This is a genomic window from Nocardiopsis sp. TNDT3, assembly GCF_003427465.1.
Classification (GTDB): Bacteria; Actinomycetota; Actinomycetes; order Streptosporangiales; family Streptosporangiaceae; genus Nocardiopsis; species Nocardiopsis dassonvillei.
Genome location: NZ_QPFC01000380.1, coordinates 1 through 14840, shown reverse-complemented (window position 1 = coordinate 14840; position 14840 = coordinate 1). Strand labels below are relative to the sequence as shown.

General features: G+C 73.1%; 14 protein-coding genes. 8 read left to right on the top strand and 6 right to left on the bottom strand.

What is annotated here, in order from left to right:
• Positions 1-703 (top strand): trehalose-6-phosphate synthase (locus DQW06_RS10135; RefSeq protein ID WP_198662419.1); only part of this gene is annotated, 703 nt, incomplete at its 5' end.
• A 206-nt stretch (positions 704-909) separates the two neighbouring features.
• Here DQW06_RS10135 and DQW06_RS10130 read toward each other — a convergent pair.
• The 3 genes from DQW06_RS10130 to DQW06_RS10120 all read right to left on the bottom strand — a co-directional run bounded on the left by DQW06_RS10130 (position 910) and on the right by DQW06_RS10120 (position 4004).
• Entirely contained in the window at positions 910-1506 is a 597-nt protein-coding gene (locus DQW06_RS10130) for a GrpB family protein (RefSeq protein WP_013155206.1), read from the bottom strand.
• A gap of 208 nt (positions 1507-1714) precedes the next feature.
• Positions 1715-2491: a class I SAM-dependent methyltransferase gene (locus DQW06_RS10125; protein WP_071622820.1), complete on the bottom strand. Its 777-nt coding sequence runs from the start codon at positions 2489-2491 to the stop codon at positions 1715-1717.
• A gap of 343 nt (positions 2492-2834) precedes the next feature.
• A complete protein-coding gene (locus DQW06_RS10120; RefSeq protein WP_013155208.1) occupies positions 2835-4004 on the bottom strand; it encodes a S8 family serine peptidase in 1170 nt (389 codons plus the stop codon).
• A 230-nt stretch (positions 4005-4234) separates the two neighbouring features.
• Here DQW06_RS10120 and DQW06_RS10115 point away from each other — a divergent pair, with 230 nt between their 5' ends.
• Together DQW06_RS10115 and otsB are read left to right on the top strand one after the other, a co-directional pair.
• Positions 4235-4519, top strand: coding sequence for a DUF3263 domain-containing protein (locus DQW06_RS10115; protein ID WP_013155209.1), 285 nt, complete (start codon positions 4235-4237; stop codon positions 4517-4519).
• A gap of 274 nt (positions 4520-4793) precedes the next feature.
• On the top strand, positions 4794-5624 hold the full coding sequence (gene otsB, locus DQW06_RS10110) for a trehalose-phosphatase (RefSeq protein ID WP_013155210.1): 831 nt from the start codon (positions 4794-4796) through the stop codon (positions 5622-5624).
• Positions 5625-5807: 183 nt separating this feature from the next.
• Here the strand turns inward: otsB and DQW06_RS10105 are convergent, their stop codons facing one another.
• Entirely contained in the window at positions 5808-6839 is a 1032-nt protein-coding gene (locus DQW06_RS10105) for a serine hydrolase (protein WP_013155211.1), read from the bottom strand.
• Between the two features lie 169 nt (positions 6840-7008).
• Here DQW06_RS10105 and argJ point away from each other — a divergent pair, with 169 nt between their 5' ends.
• Positions 7009-8169 (top strand): bifunctional glutamate N-acetyltransferase/amino-acid acetyltransferase ArgJ, encoded by a 1161-nt coding sequence (gene argJ / locus DQW06_RS10100; RefSeq protein WP_013155212.1) that lies wholly within the window; start codon positions 7009-7011, stop codon positions 8167-8169.
• A gap of 151 nt (positions 8170-8320) precedes the next feature.
• Here argJ and DQW06_RS10095 read toward each other — a convergent pair whose 3' ends face one another.
• Together DQW06_RS10095 and DQW06_RS10090 are read right to left on the bottom strand one after the other, a co-directional pair.
• Positions 8321-9109 carry an SDR family NAD(P)-dependent oxidoreductase gene (locus DQW06_RS10095; protein ID WP_013155213.1) on the bottom strand — a complete coding sequence of 263 codons (789 nt, stop codon included), beginning with the start codon at positions 9107-9109 and terminating at the stop codon, positions 8321-8323.
• A 365-nt stretch (positions 9110-9474) separates the two neighbouring features.
• On the bottom strand, positions 9475-11064 hold the full coding sequence (locus DQW06_RS10090) for a DHA2 family efflux MFS transporter permease subunit (RefSeq protein WP_013155214.1): 1590 nt from the start codon (positions 11062-11064) through the stop codon (positions 9475-9477).
• Positions 11065-11234: 170 nt separating this feature from the next.
• On the opposite strand from DQW06_RS10090, the gene DQW06_RS10085 reads away from it, so the two are divergent.
• The 4 genes from DQW06_RS10085 (at position 11235) to DQW06_RS10070 (ending at position 14788) form a co-directional block, all read left to right on the top strand.
• Positions 11235-11882 carry a TetR/AcrR family transcriptional regulator gene (locus DQW06_RS10085; protein ID WP_013155215.1) on the top strand — a complete coding sequence of 216 codons (648 nt, stop codon included), beginning with the start codon at positions 11235-11237 and terminating at the stop codon, positions 11880-11882.
• Between the two features lie 160 nt (positions 11883-12042).
• Complete coding sequence (locus tag DQW06_RS10080; RefSeq protein ID WP_013155216.1) at positions 12043-12603, top strand: GNAT family N-acetyltransferase; 561 nt, start codon at positions 12043-12045, stop codon at positions 12601-12603.
• A gap of 228 nt (positions 12604-12831) precedes the next feature.
• Positions 12832-13071 carry an EF-hand domain-containing protein gene (locus DQW06_RS10075; protein WP_013155217.1) on the top strand — a complete coding sequence of 80 codons (240 nt, stop codon included), beginning with the start codon at positions 12832-12834 and terminating at the stop codon, positions 13069-13071.
• A gap of 256 nt (positions 13072-13327) precedes the next feature.
• A complete protein-coding gene (locus DQW06_RS10070; protein WP_117198341.1) occupies positions 13328-14788 on the top strand; it encodes an alpha/beta fold hydrolase in 1461 nt (486 codons plus the stop codon).
• The last annotated feature ends 52 nt before the right edge of the window (positions 14789-14840 follow it).

Here is a 14840-nt window from a genome sequence, read left to right as displayed (position 1 = left end):
GGTCGGGGTGGGCGTGCACGCCCTGGGCGCGGACGGGGAGGGGCTGCGCCAGAGCGCCGCCGACCCGGCCGTGGCCTCGCGCCGGAGCACCCTGGAGGAGGCGGTCGGCGACACGAGGCTGATCGTGCGGGTGGACCGCACGGAGCTGTCCAAGAACATCGTGCGGGGCCTGGAGGCCTACCGCGAGCTGCTGACCGCCCGCCCCGAGTGGCGGGGTCGGGTGACCCACTTGGCGTTCGCCTACCCGAGCCGGGGCGACGTGCCGGAGTACCGCGAGTACACCGACGCGGTGCTGCGGACCGCCAAGGAGATCAACGAGGAGTTCGCGACCCCCGAGTGGACGCCCCTGATCCTGGAGGTCAACGACGACTACCCGCGTTCGCTGGCCTCGTTCCAGCTGGCCGACGTGCTGCTGGTCAACCCGATCCGGGACGGCATGAACCTGGTGGCCAAGGAGGGCCCGGTCCTGTCGGAGCGGGACTCGGTGCTGGTGCTGTCGCACGAGGCGGGGGCGGCCGACGAGCTGGGCGGGCACGCGCTGCTGGTCAACCCCTACGACACCGTGGAGACGGCGGAGGCGCTGCACGAGGCGCTGTCGATGCCCGCTGAGGAGCGGCGCGGGCGCAGGGAGCGGCTGGCCGAGGCCGCGGTGGCGCTGCCGCCGCGCCGGTGGTTCCAGGACCAGCTGCGCTCGCTGGGCTGAGCCCGGAGGCGTCGGGGCGCGTCCGCGCGGTTTCCGCCCGCGGTCGCGCCCGCTGTTCCCGCCCGCCGGGGGCGCGTCCGCGCGGTCCCGGGGCCCGCGGGCGCGGATCGGCGGGTCCGGGGCCGCTGGGGCCCGGAGGCGGGGGCGCGTCCGCCGTCGGGAGACGGTACACGCCCCTGGCCGCGGCCCGGTCGGCCGGGAACCGGTCAGCCGGTGGCGCCCCTCCCGGCGTCCGCCTCGGCGAGGAGCCGGCGGATGATGTCGGTCTTGGCGTCGGCGTAGTCCTGGATGCGGTCCCAGGTCCGCCCGACCAGCTCGCGCTTGACCGCCGTGTAGCGTTCGCGCGCGTCGGCGTCGGCGATGAGGTGGTCGCGGAAGCGGCGCATGCGCTCGGCCTCCTCGCACCCCCGGCTGAACACGTGCAGGTTGAGGTTGACCTCGGAGCCCTTGAACACCCGGTGCTCGTACCAGTCGGGCTCCCTGATCACCAGGGGGTACCCGGCGGCTTCGAGGTCGGGCAGGTAGGCGGCCTCGTCCGAGGAGTCGGCGACGAGGAGCAGCAGGTCCACGCAGGGTTTGGCGGCGAGGCCGGGCACGGCGGTGGAGCCGACGTGCTCGAAGAGCAGCACGCGGTCGCCGAGGGCGGCGCGGACCCTCCCGTCCTCGCGCCGGAACAGGTAGGGCCACTTGGGGTCGTACTCGGAGAGGCGGACGCGCCCGTTGACGAGGTTGCGGAACTCGGGCGCGATCCCGGCCCGCGGCTCGCCCCGAGAGGGCAGAGGAGACGCTTCGAGGGGTGACATTCTCCAAAGCCTTGTCCCCTCGGGTGTCCGCGTCAAGCCCGTCCGGCGTTGCTTACATATGCACGCGCGGACGTGGCGTGACAGACCGTCGGGGGTCCGTGACGTGCGGCGACCACGCACCGTGTCCGGTGTCCGGTTCCGGCCGGGGAGGCGCACGGCGCGCCCGCCGGGCCCCGGTCGGCGGGCGGGGGCCGTACGGCCCCGGTTCCTAGTCGGGGACCGACACCACCAGCACCAGCGAACCCTCCAGCTCGGGCACTCCCCTCAGGTGTCCGAACCGGCGGTCCCAGGTCCCGTCGGCCAGGTCCCGGGACAGGTGGGCGGTGAACCGCTCGTGCACCGCCTCGTCCACGAAGCTCCACGACGAGCAGGACAGGCGCGCGCCCACCTCCAGCAGGCCCTCCGGCCGCCCGTAGTAGGCCTCGTTGAACCCGTCGGAGCAGTCCAGGGGCACGGGGACGGGCACGACGCTGGTGGCGCCGCCCAGCCCCGCGGCCAGGTCGGCGATCGCCGGGTAGCGGCGGGCCTCGGTGTCCAGGACCTCGGGCGCGTACTCGTGGAGCCAGAAGTCGCGCACCAGGTCCGGGTCGCAGGTGAGCACGGCCACGGGGCCCGCGGTGACCCGCCGGGCCTCGGCCAGCCCGGCCTCCAGGTCGCGCCACTGGTGGACGCTGAACGTGGTCATGGCGGCGTCGAAGGCCCCGTCGGGGAAGGGGAGGCTCTCGGCGACCGCGTCGAGCGCCGCGGGCAGGGTGTCCGGGCGTTTGGCCCGCATGCTGGCGGAGGGTTCCACCGGGGTGACCTCGCGGTCGAGGGGCTCGTAGGAGCCCGCGCCCGCACCGATGTTGAGGACCGTGCGCGCGTCACCGAGCGCGCGGTGCACGGCGGCCGCGATCCGCGGGTCGGGGCGGCGGTGGTCGGTGTAGGTGCGGGCGATGACACCGTAGTCGGCGTCGCCAGCGCTGCCGTCGGCCATGCGCGTCATATGCTCTCCGCCCTGTCGTGGGCGCGCCCGGGGCGGGGCGCCCGGCGGTGAGGACGCTATCCGCCGGGCGGAGCCGGACGCCAGTGCTTAACGGCCCCGCCGTCCGCACAGGCGGTGTGAGCGGCACCACACCGGTGGTGCCGTGCACCCGCCGGTTACGGCGCGTCCGGAACCGGAACCGGGGGTGTGGCAGGGCGTCCGGAACCGGGGCGTCCCGCCGGGAGCGGGGAGCCGAGGCAGGTCACCGCGGCGGCGCGCGTGGGAGCCGAGGGCCCCGAACAGGAGCCGTCCGCGCCCTCCCCCGAGGGGCGGGCACGGACGGCTCCGGTCGCTCAGTCGCGGCTCAGTTACCGCGCGTCTTGCGGCGGCGTCCGCCCTTGCGGCGGCGGTTGGCGGGCGCGGCCTCGGCGGCGCGCTCGGCGGCGATCTCCTCGTCCTGCTCGCGGCGCTCGGCCTTCACGCCGTAGGGGTCGGCGGTGGAGCGGCGCACCCACACGACCAGGATGAGCACTCCCAGGACCACCACGGCGCCGACGGTGACGAACCACGCCCACGCGGGCACCAGCCCCGACTGGTCGTCCCGCCCGGCCAGGTCCTCGTCGATGAGCGGGATGTCCTGGGCGACGCCGGACGCCTGCTGCTCCGCGCTGGGCAGGTGCAGCGCGGGCAGGCCGTCGGGGCCGGGCTGGGAGCCGTCCACCAGGGCGTCGCGGATCTGGTCGGGCCGCAGCTGCGGGTGCTCCGCGCGCATCAGGGCGGCGGCCCCGGCGACCATCGCGGCGGCGTAGGGAGCCCCGGTCACCTCGGCCTGGCCCGGTTCCGGTCCCGCCGTGACCAGGTCGGCCCCGGGGGCGGTCAGCGCGATCATCCCGGCCCCGGGCGCGCCCTGGATGAGGGCTCCGTCCTGGTCGGTCCCCGCGACGGTGAGCACGTTGGGGTCCTCGTCCTCCCCCGCCGGGCCGACGACCAGCGCGCCGTTGGAGGAGGCCTCCTGGGTGGCCTCGGCGAGGCCGGGCCCGGCGGGCTCGGGCAGCAGGATGACCTGGGCGCCCTCCTGGGAGGCGAACCGCACGGCCTCGGCGAGCTGGTCCCCCGTGGGCAGCACGAGCACGGTGGCCTCGGGCGCCACGCCCAGGACGCCGCCGTCGGCGTCCCTGCCGTACCCGTGGGCCGCGACCAGTCCGGCCGCGGCGTTGCCCTGCTCGATGTCGCCGTCGTTCTCACCGAACCGCGTGTCCAGCTGGACGTTGTCGACCAGGTCCGGGTGCCCCTCGTCGACGGAGACGCCCGGAAGCGCGACCGTGGCGCCCTGACCCTGGTTCTCCTCCCACAGCTGCGGCGCCCCCACGGCCTGGAGTCCCCACTGCTCGGGCCGGTAGTCGGGGATCAGGTCCGCCGCGGCCGGGGCCGAGGTCAGACCGAGGACGGCGGCGGTGGCGGCCGCGAAGACCGCGCTGGCCCCGCCACGGGCGCGGCGTGTGTGTATCCTGTTGCGGCTGTTGCCCCCGAGCACGTCAGGCTCCCTCGAACGATGCGGTCGACGTTCCACGCGGCCCTGGCCGGACCCCGGCAATTCTGTCACGTGCACAGGATTCAGGCGTGTACAAGTGGCCTGAGGGGTAGAGAACGTAACTGTATCCCTGGTGCCAGTCCTGCGGTTTCGGCTCCTCATCCGGCATGTCGAGTCGCTAGCATGAGTCGGGCCGATCCGGACAAACCAATTTCCCGTCCAGGGGGTGTCCCATGCCGAATATCGGTCCGACCGAAGACGGTCAGTCGGCCCTCGCCGAGCGCGAGCAGCGCATCCTCGCCTTCGAACGCCAGTGGTGGAAGTTCGAGGGCTCCAAGGAACAGGCGATCCGCGACGAGTTCGGGTTCTCCGCGACCCGCTACTACCAGCTGCTGAACGGGCTGGTGGAACGGCCGGAGGCCCTCGCCTTCGACCCGATGACCGTCAAGCGGCTGCGTCGGCTGCGCGCCGACCGCCGCCGTCAACGCAACGCACGCCAGCTGGGCATCCAGCTCTGACGTTTCCCGCCTATCCCTCTTCTTTGGGTCGTTCCTACCCACCCCGCGCCCCGGTGACGACACCCGCGGTCCCGTCGGCGCCCTCCGCCCGGGCCACCCCCGCGGCGGAGAGCGGCAGCGCCGTCCCACGAGGCCGACCGCGCGCCCGACACAGCACGGACATCCGCTGAAACAACCGTCACACACGCGGTGGAGTCACGTCGGCGCGGGGACGCGTCGGTAGTCTGGCGGTCCCGCCCGGCCCGCATCAGCGGCCCCACCGGAAAGGCCCTCCATGTCCCTGCCCCAACCCAGCACGGACGCCGGACGCACCGCGCTCGACGCCTTCCTCGCCGCACCCGAGCGGGCGCTGGCCGCCTTCGACTTCGACGGCACGCTCGCGCCCATCGTCGCCGACCCGCGTACGTCCGCCCCCTACCCGGGGATCGTGGACGTGCTCGCCGACCTGGCCGGGCTCCTGGGCTCGGTCGCCGTGGTCACCGGCCGCCCCGCCGAGACGGCGGTGCGGCTGGGCGGCCTGGACCGGGTGCCCGGCATCACCGTGCTGGGCCACTACGGCGCCGAACGCTGGGAGGACGGGCGTGTGGCCGCGGCGCCCGCACCGCCCGGCGTGGCGGTGGTGCGCGAGGAGCTGCCCGGCCTGCTCGACGACCTGGGCGCCCCGGAGGGCACCTGGATCGAGGACAAGGGGCGCTCGCTGGCGGTGCACACCCGGCGCACCGCCGACCCGGACGGCGCGCTCGCCCTGCTCACGCCCCCCTTGAGCGAACTGGCGCGGCGGTCGGACCTCCAGGTGGAACCGGGCCGGATGGTGGTCGAGCTCCGTCCACAGGGTGTGGACAAGGGCGCGGCGCTCACCGCGCTCGTCGCCGAGACGGGCCCGCGCGCGGTGCTCTACGCCGGTGACGACCTCGGCGACCTGCCCGCGTTCGACGCCGTGGTGGGCCTGCGGTCCCAGGGCGTCCAGGGCCTGAACGTGTGCTCGTCCTCGGACGAGGTCACCGCCGTGGCCGAGGCCGCCGACCTGGTCGTCCCGGGCCCCGCGGGGCTGGCCGACCTCCTGGGCTCGCTCGCCGGGGCGATCCGCGACGCCTCGGGGGCGTGACGTCCCCGGGACGTGACGCCTTCGGGCAGGACCCCGCCGGGACGTGACGCGCGCACGCGTTGACCGAAGACGTGGGCGGTGCGGCGTGTGGGGTCTCCCTGCCGACGCAGCCGCCCCCTGCCCCGGCCCCGGTCCGCCGCGTGGGTGCGCTCCCAGCGCCCGCGTGCGCCGTCGCCGCCCGTCTCAGGACGAGGACTCGTGCGCCTGCGGCGTGAGCGCCGACCGCGCGGCCGACCGCAGGTCCACCAGCCCGGTCCGGTCGCGCCCGTAGTGCACGGCGTTGGTGAGCACGCCCACGTACCGGCCGCTCTGCGGGTGCATGAACAGGCTCGTCCCGGTGAAACCGTTGTGGTAGACCACCCCCTCCGGGGTGACCAGCCAGCCCAGGCCGCGCCACAGCCTCGCCCCCGCGTCCACGTGCGGCTGCCAGCTCGCGCGCACGTAGGAGGACGGCACCGGTCCCTGACCCCCGTCGTGCATCCGCAGGATCTCCCGGGTGAACGCGCCGAGGTCGATGGCGGTGCTGAACACCCCGGCGTGCCCCGCCACGCCGCCCATCAGCGCGGCCGCCTCGTCGTGCACCACCCCCCAGGTGGGAGCGGCTCCGGGGATGCGGCGCTCGGTGGGCGCAACACCGGGCGAACGCGGCAGGGGTCCGAATGCGGTGGAGCGCATGCCCATCCGCTCCCACAGATCGCGGGACAGCCGGTCCAGGCCCGTGCCGTAGAGGCGTTCCAGGAGCATGCCGAGCAGGATGAACCCGCGGTCGACGTAGGCGTAACCGGGTTCCTCCAACGGGTCGGCGAGGATGGCCTCCGCGAGGTCCTGGTCGGTGCCCACGTATCTCTCCAGCCAGGTCACCGGGTTGAGGCGGCCGGTGTGGGTGAGGATCTGCCGTGTGGTGACCTCCGCACCGGGCAGGTGGTCCACGTCCAGGTACTCCGACATCGGGGCGTCCAGGTCCATGATCCCCTCGGCGACCGCCTGGCCGACCAGCGGCCAGGTCGCCATGACCTTCGTCAGGCTAGCGACGTCGTAGGCCACGTCCGGGGCGGTGTCGTGCTCGCCGTCGATGCGGCCGACGGCGACGAACTCCCACATGCCGCCGGTGCCGATCACGGCGGCCCCGCCGGGCAGCCACCCGGCGTCCACCATCACCTTCAGAACGCCCCGAATCCGCGCCCCTGTCTCCGTGAGCCAGTCACCATCACGCACAACACGCCTCCCCCCGGGTGGTCTCGTCTTCCGGCGATACCCCGTTATCAGGTTGTTGTCACACGGGTCCCGGAGGTGCACAGGACGAAACCCCCGCAGGTCGCAGCCGTAATGAGGGTCGCGGCGCACGGCGGAGTAGTCTGGCGCCGGAGAAGCCCCGAGGAGGACGATGAGCAGCCAGACCCCCGTGCCCGCAGGTTTCCGCGGCGTGGCCGGAAACATCGGGATCAAGGACCCCAACGACGACTTCTTCGCGGTGGTGTCGGAGGTCCCCGCCCGCGTGTCCGCCGTGTTCACCCGGTCGCGGTTCGCCGGACCCAGCGTGCTGCTCAGCCGCCGCTCGGCGGCCGACGGCAGTGCGCGGGGGGTCGCGGTGATCGCCCGCAACGCCAACGTGGCCACGGGCAGGGTCGGCGACAGCCACGCACACGAACTCCAGGAGCGCGTGGCTCGGGCCGCGGGGGTGCCGCCCGAGGAGGTGCTGGTCGCCTCCACCGGCGTGATCGGCCGCCCGTACCCGATCGAGAAGGTGCGCGCCTACCTGGACGCGCTGCCCGAGGAGTTCCCCCCGGCGGACCTGGACCGCTCGGCCGCGGCGATGATGACCACCGACACCCGGCCCAAGACCGCCTCGGCGACGGTGGGCGGGGCGACGCTGACGGGCATCGCCAAGGGAGTCGGCATGATCGAGCCGAACATGGCGACCATGCTGGCCTGGTTCTTCACCGACGCCGAACTGGAGCAGCCGGTGCTGGACGAGGTGTTCCGTCGGGTGGTGGACCGCACGTTCAACGCGCTGAGCATCGACACCGACACCTCCACCAGCGACTCGGCGGCGGTGTTCGCCAACGGGCTGGCCGGGCCGGTGGACGTGGCGGAGTTCGAGGCGGCGCTGCATGAGGTGGCCCTGAAACTGGTGCGGATGATCGCCTCCGACGGCGAGGGCGCCAGCAAGCTGATCGAGGTGCGCGTGACCGGCGCGCGCGACGACGCCCAGGCCAAGCGGGTGGCCAAGGCCGTGGTGAACTCCCCGCTGGTGAAGACCGCCGTGCACGGCGCGGACCCCAACTGGGGCCGGGTGACGATGGCGGTCGGCAAGTGCGAGGAGGAGACCGACATCCTCCCCGACAACGTGCGGATCTCCTTCGGTGACGTGGAGACCTACCCGGCGGAGGCCACGGACGAGGTGCTGGAGCGCGCCGCCCAGCACATGAAGGGCGACGAGGTGGTGATCGGCGTCGGCCTGGGTATCGCCGACGGCGCCTTCACGGTCTACGGGTGCGACCTGACCGAGGGGTACATCCGGATCAACGCCGACTACACGACCTGAGCCACCGGTCCGGGCCCGGAGGGGTTTCGGACAGTCAGGTCGGTCGGTCGCGGTCGGCGTCGCCGTGCACAGCGGAGGCGGCCCCGCCCTTGTCCCCAGGGGTGGGGCCGCCTCTTCCTCGGCGGGTTCCCGGATACTCCCGCGCCACGGGTCAGTGCACGCTGAGCCCGCCGTCGGCGGCCAGCGTCTGCCCGGTGACGAAGGCGGAGGCGTCCGAGGCGAGGAAGACCGCCAGACCGGCGAAGTCGCGGGGGAGGCCGTTGCGGCCGACCATGGTGCGGGCCGCGAGTTCCTCCTCGCGGCCGGGCACCGCGACCGTGTGCATCGTCATCGGCGTGACCACGAAACCGGGAATGATGGTGTTGGCGGTGACGCCGTGGGGCGACCACGCCTCGGCCTGGGAGCGTGAGAGCCCGCCGACGGCGGCCTTGCTGACGCCGTACACCCCCGAGTTGCCGAACGCGCTCCACGTCTGCTGGGAGCCGATGTTGAGGATCCGGCCCCAGCCCCGCTCGGCCATCCGCGGCCCGCACGCCTGGCCCAGCAGGTACGGCGCGGTGAGGTTGACCGCCAGCGTCTCCTCCCAGACCTCCTCCGACGTCTCCCCCAGCGGGGGCCGGTGGTTGACCGCGGCCGAGGTCACCAGGATGTCCGCCCCCGTCACCGGTTCACTCGCGCAGAGCTCCCCGAGCGCGTCGCGGTCGGCCAGGTCGACCGGGGTGGTGCCGACCTCGATGCCCTGGACGGCGAACTCCTCCGCCGTCTGGGCCAGGCGTCCGGCGTCGCGGGCCACCAGGTGCACGCTCGCCCCGGCGCGTCCGAGGGCCTCGGCGACGCCGCGGCCGATGCCCGAGTTCCCTCCCGTCACGAGGGCACGGCGGCCGGTGAGTCCGAACAGTTCGTCCAGATAGGCCCGGTGCTGGCCGGTGCGGTCGCTCAAGAGAAGCCCCCTGTCGGGTCGTACGAATGGCAGGGCGGCGCAGACCGCCGCTCCGCGAAGTCTGCCGCCCGGGAACGCGCACGTCGGAGGCGGCCCCACCCTTGTCCACAGGGGGTGGTGCCGCCTCGTCTTCCGCGGTTTCCTGGTTACAGGGGGCCGCGGCCTCCAGCGGCACGGGCGTGCCCGGAGCCCGCAGAGCCGCCGGCGTGCCCGCGAACCCGTGCGGCATCGACGCGCCCGGGGCCCGAGGAGGCGCCCCGGCGGGCCCAGGACCGGGTTCGGCGTCTGCGCGGACCCGATCCAGGGTCTGCGCAGGTCCGGCCCGGTAAGGGACTTCCGCGCGCAGGACCGGACCCCGCTCCCGGCTAGATGTGGACGGCCGGGCCGTCGGTCATCCTGCCCGAGCGCATGAACAGCGACAGCACCGCGGCGACCAGCATCACCGCCGCCGCGATGGTGAAGGCGAGTTGCAGCCCTTCCATGAACGCCAGGTTGCTGGCCCCGGTCACGGCCGCCACGACCTCCGGGGTCGCGCCCTCGGGCAGCACCGCGCCGCCCTGGGCCACGGCGCTCTGCATGTCCGCCAACTCCTCGGCGGCGGGTTCGGCCAGCCCCGCGGCGGCGAAGTGGCCGGGCAGGGTGGCGACGATGGTCGCGGACATGACCGCGCCCAGGACCGCCGTGCCGAGCGAGCCGCCCAGCTGCATGGCGGCCTGCTGCACCGCCGAGGCCACACCGGCGTAGCGCACGGGCGCGTTGCCGATGATGGCCGCCGTGGCACCGGTCATGATCAGGCTCAGGCCCATGCCGAGCAGGACGAACGCGGCCGAGATGTAGAGCACTCCCGTGTCGGTCCGCAGCAGCGACAGCATGAACATGCCCGCCGACGCCAGCAGCAGGCCCACCGTCGTGGGCGGCCGGGCGCCGACCCGGTCCAGGACCCGGCCCGCGATCGGCGAGGTGACCGCCATCAGCGCGGTCATGGAGATGAGCTGGAGTCCGGTCTGGGCGGGGCTCATGCCCCGCACGCCCTGGAGGTAGAAGGTGATGAAGAACAGCGACCCCATCAGGCTCAGCGCCATCGCGACCGTCAGGACGGCGCCGATGGAGACCGAGGGGTTGGCGAACAGGGCGAGCGGGAGCAGGGGCTGTTCCGGGCGCCGCTCCCACACCAGGAAGGCCACGGCGAAGACCGCCGTGACGGCGAGCGAGCCCAGTGTGACGGGGTGGCCCCAGCCCACGCTGGGCGCCTCCACCAGGGCCCACACCAGGGCGAAGATGGCGATGCTCAGCAGCACGATGCCGGGCACGTCCATCCGGCTTCCGGCGTCGGTCGGCTTGTTGGCGGCCAGCAGCCACAGACCGAGTCCGAGGGCGACCGCGCCCACCGGGACGTTGATGTAGAAGACGGACTCCCAGCCGAAGGAGCCGACCAGTACGCCGCCCAGGATGGGGCCGCCCGCCGTGGCGGCGCCGATGAGGCTGCCGAAGACGCCGAAGGCCCGGCCGAGCTTGCTGGGCGGGAAGCTGGCGCGCAGCAGACCCATCGCCGAGGGCAGGAGCAGCGCGCCGAAAACCCCTTGCAGCACCCGGAAGGCGACGAGCATGATGACACCGGCCGACAGCGCGATCGCCACCGAGCTGAGTACGAAGCCGACCGCGCCCACGAGGTAGGTGTTGCGGTAGCCGAAGCGGTCGCCGATCTTGCCCGCCGTGATCAGGAAGACCGCCAGGCCGAGCAGGTAGCCGTGGGTCACCCACTGGAGTTCGGCCAGCGAGGCGCCCAGGCTCGTGCCGATCGCGGGGTTGGCGACGGCCACGATGGTGCCGTCCAGCGCCACCATCATCACGCCGAAGGCGATGGCGACCAGGGTCGCCCAGGGGCTCTCCGTCCAGCGCTGCTTCCGCTCCGTCTCCGTCTCCGGAGCAGCCTTCGGGACGGTCTGTGCGGTCATGGTTCCCCCTGCGTGCCGGTGCCGATGTCGTCGTCCGCATGATTATGTCTGCCACTGACTCTTTGCAGCAAGTGCGTTTTGTCAGCCGCTGACGTAATCTGTTTCACACGGTATCCTCGGTCGACAGGGCCGGAATCAGCGGGCAGAGCCAACACGCGGGAGGCACGTCCATGAGCACGACGAGCGCCGAACCGGAGGAGCAGCTCGGGCTGCGCGAGCGCAAGAAGGCCCGGATGCGCGAGTCCCTCATGGAGTCGGCGCTGCGCCTGTTCCACGAGAACGGTTACCAGCGGACGACGACAGAGGAGATCGCCTCCTGCGTCGGGGTCTCCCAGCGCACGTTCTTCCGCTACTTCGGCTCCAAGGAGGACGTGGTCCTGGAGGCGGTCGAGGACCTCGACGAGCAGCTGTTCGCGGCCCTGCTGGCCCGCCCCGCCGAGGAGCCGCCGTTCACCGCGCTGCGCAACGCGATGCTCGACCACTGGGCCTACCTCGAACGCGAGATGCTCCACCTCCGGGGCAGCGCCATGGGACTGGTGTCCGAGAGCCCCGAGCTGATCGAGGTCAACATGCGCTACTGCCACCGCAGGCAGGAGCGGCTGGCCCGGGCGCTGGGCGAGCGCACCGGCGCGGACCCGGTCACCGACCCCCGCCCGGGGGTCCTGGCCTCGGTGTTCCTGTCCGTGCTCAACAGCGGCCACCAGGCGTGGTGCGCGTCCGGCTCCAGCGACGTGGAGAAGCTGGTCCAGGCGTTCCTCGACCGGTTCGACCTGGTGCCCGAGGTGGTCGGCGGCCGTTGGGAGGGCCCGCGCGGCTGAGCGGCTGCCCGACCTCGCGGGACCTCCCTTGGTTCGCACGGGGAGCTCCAGACGTACAGGACGCACCGGGTCGCCGACCGCGACCCGAGGCGGAGTCCGACGACACCGCCATGGGATGATCCCGTCCACCATGTGTACTGATCGGTTATGGAGGTCGGCGATGTTCGCGTTGCCCCTGGATGTGGACGGCGCTGAACTGCGCCCGCTCGAACCCCGGCACGCCGAGGAGTTCCTGGCCAACATCGACCGGGGGCGCGAGTTCATCGGACGCTACATCGCGCTCCCGGACGTCATCGTGGACCTGGAGTCGAGCCGGTCCTACCTGCGCTCGTACGCGGAGAAGGCCGCCACCGACACCGGAGGGATCTACGGAATCTGGTCGGGCGACAAGCTGCTCGGCGGCGTCCTCTTCCGCACGATGGACCTCAAGCACGGCACCGCCGAGGCGGGCTGCTGGCTGGAACCGTCAGCCGTGGGGCGAGGGCTGGTGACCAGGGCCGCGCGGCGGATCATCGACTGGGCCGTCGAGGAGCGGGGCGTCCACCGGGTGGAATGGCACGCCTCGTCAGCGAACGAGGCCAGCACCGCCGTGGCCCGGCGGCTCGGGATGACGCGGGACGGCGTGCTGCGGGAGAGCTACGTCTACCGGGGCGAGCGCCACGACATGGAGGTCTGGTCGGTGCTCGCTCCGGAGTGGCGCGCGCAGCGCCAGTCCTCCTGACGCCCGCGCCCGAGGCGGCTCGGAGGCAGTCGGCTTCCTCATCCGCCGGGGCGCGGACCAGCCAGGCGCGGGCGGCCCGGCGGCCGGAAGAACCAGGTGCGCGCCACCGCGGAGACGGCATCCGGGAACTCCGGCGGCGGAGCGGCCCCTTCCGGTGGGACGATGGGCACACGTACCGCAGACGGTCACACCCCGGCCGATCCCACGAACGAAGAAGAGCACACCACCATGCCCGAGAAGTTTCTGCCCAGCACCACGACCGAGCAGGAAGCACGCGACCTGTTCACCCGGCTCGACACGGACCAGGACGGCTCCATCAACATCCACGAGTGGCTGGTGTACGCCGAGCGGGATCTGGGACTCGACCGCATGAGCGCGCTGCACGCCTTCGCCCTCGACGTCGACACCGACCACGACCTGCTCATCAGCCAGGACGAGTTCGTCCGGATCGGCACACAGGGGGCCTGAGGGCCCCGACGCCCCGTGCCGCCCCTGCGTACCGGACACGCGCCGACCTCGGACCGGGTGACCCCCTGACGAAAGCCGGTGCGGGGGGATCGGCCAAAGCCCGTCGGGCCCGGTCCGTCCCCACCATGGGAGGTCCTGCGGGTCCTCCGTTCGGGGGAGGCGCGCGCGGAGCGGTCGCCGGTAGCGTGCGGAGGGCTCCCACCGTCCGACCACGGACGGTGGACCCCGTACAGAGCCTTGTGAATGGAGAACACCCGTGCTCCTCGCCCGAAGCGCCGCGCTGGCCGCGGCCTCCGGACTGTTGCTCACCGGCGTTGCCGCCCCCGCCTCGGCAGCCCCGGGCCCGGAACCGGAGTGGCGGCTGTGCTCCGACGTCGCCCGGGGGTGGGACGGGAACGACGACCGCACCCTGTGCGCCACCGTCCCGGTGCCCTTGGACCACGAGGACCCCGACGGGCGCACGATCGGCATAGCCGTGACCCGTGTGCCCGCCACCGGGGAGAACACCTATCCCATCCTGTTTAACCCCGGCGGCCCGGGGCATCCGGGCGTGACCATGCCCGGGCGCATCCTCGACAGCGAGGCCGCGGACCTGGCGCTGGACCACGACCTCGTGGGCTTCGATCCGCGCGGCGTGGGTTACAGCGACGCCGTGGAGTGCGGTCTGGAGGGGACCGCCCCCGCCCCCGGCCTGAGCGACGAGGAGAGCGCACGGCACGTCGCCGAGGAGCAGAGCCGGATCAATCGCGAATGCCACACCCGGGATCCCGAGTTCGTGGACTCGCTGACCGCGGAGAACGTGGCCCGGGACATGGATCTGATCCGCGAGGCGCTGGGAGCGGAGACGATCGGTTTCTACGGAGTGTCCTGGGGAACCCTGCTCGGCGCCGCCTACAGGTCGATGCACGACGACCGGGTCGAGGCCATGCTCCTGGACTCGGTGATGTCGCCCGAGGCCAGTGTCACCATGTTGGACGAGGGGCAGGCCATGGCCGCCCAGGCCGCGTTCCACCGCTTCACCGACTGGCTGGCCGAGCACGACGACCACTACGGGCTCGGCACGGAGTCCGACCGCATCCGGGACGAGGTCTACGGGCTGCGGGAGGAACTGGCCGATGAGCCCCGCACCGGCCCCGACGGGACGGTCGTCGACGGCGGCGCCGTGACCGCGCTGCTGGCCACCCCCGAACGCGAATGGCCCGCCAACGCCCGCTCCCTCGTCACGCTCCTCGACGGAGGCGTGCCCGGGACAGGGGTCGCCCGCGGACCGGTCTCCGGCGCCGGTTGGGACTCCGAACCCGTCTTCGACGCCTTCGCTCAGGTGTCACTGCTCTGCAACGACTCCGACAGCCCGCGCGACTTCGACCAGGTGTGGCAGAACCGGTTGGAGCGGGCCGAACGGTACCCCGTCATGGGCACCCTGGGCTTCTACGAGCACTCCTGTGTCGGCTGGCCCGAGGAGGGCGCGGCTCCCGACCTGACCCACGGGGACAGCCCTCTGCAACTGGTGGGCCACGTCAACGAGATGGTCACCCCGCACGACTGGGCGCTGGACATGAGGCGGGTCGTCGGCGGAGAGGTCATGAGTGTGGAGGACGACGGGCACGGGACCCTGTCGGGCCTGGACTGCGCCGCGGCGGCCGTGGACTTCTTCAACACCGGGCGGACCACCACGCGAACGTGCCCGGGACCGCCCGCGCCGACTCCCGAGGGCTGAGGACCGGTTCGCCCACGGCCGTGCGCCCTCCCCTGTCCCGGATGCGGGGAGG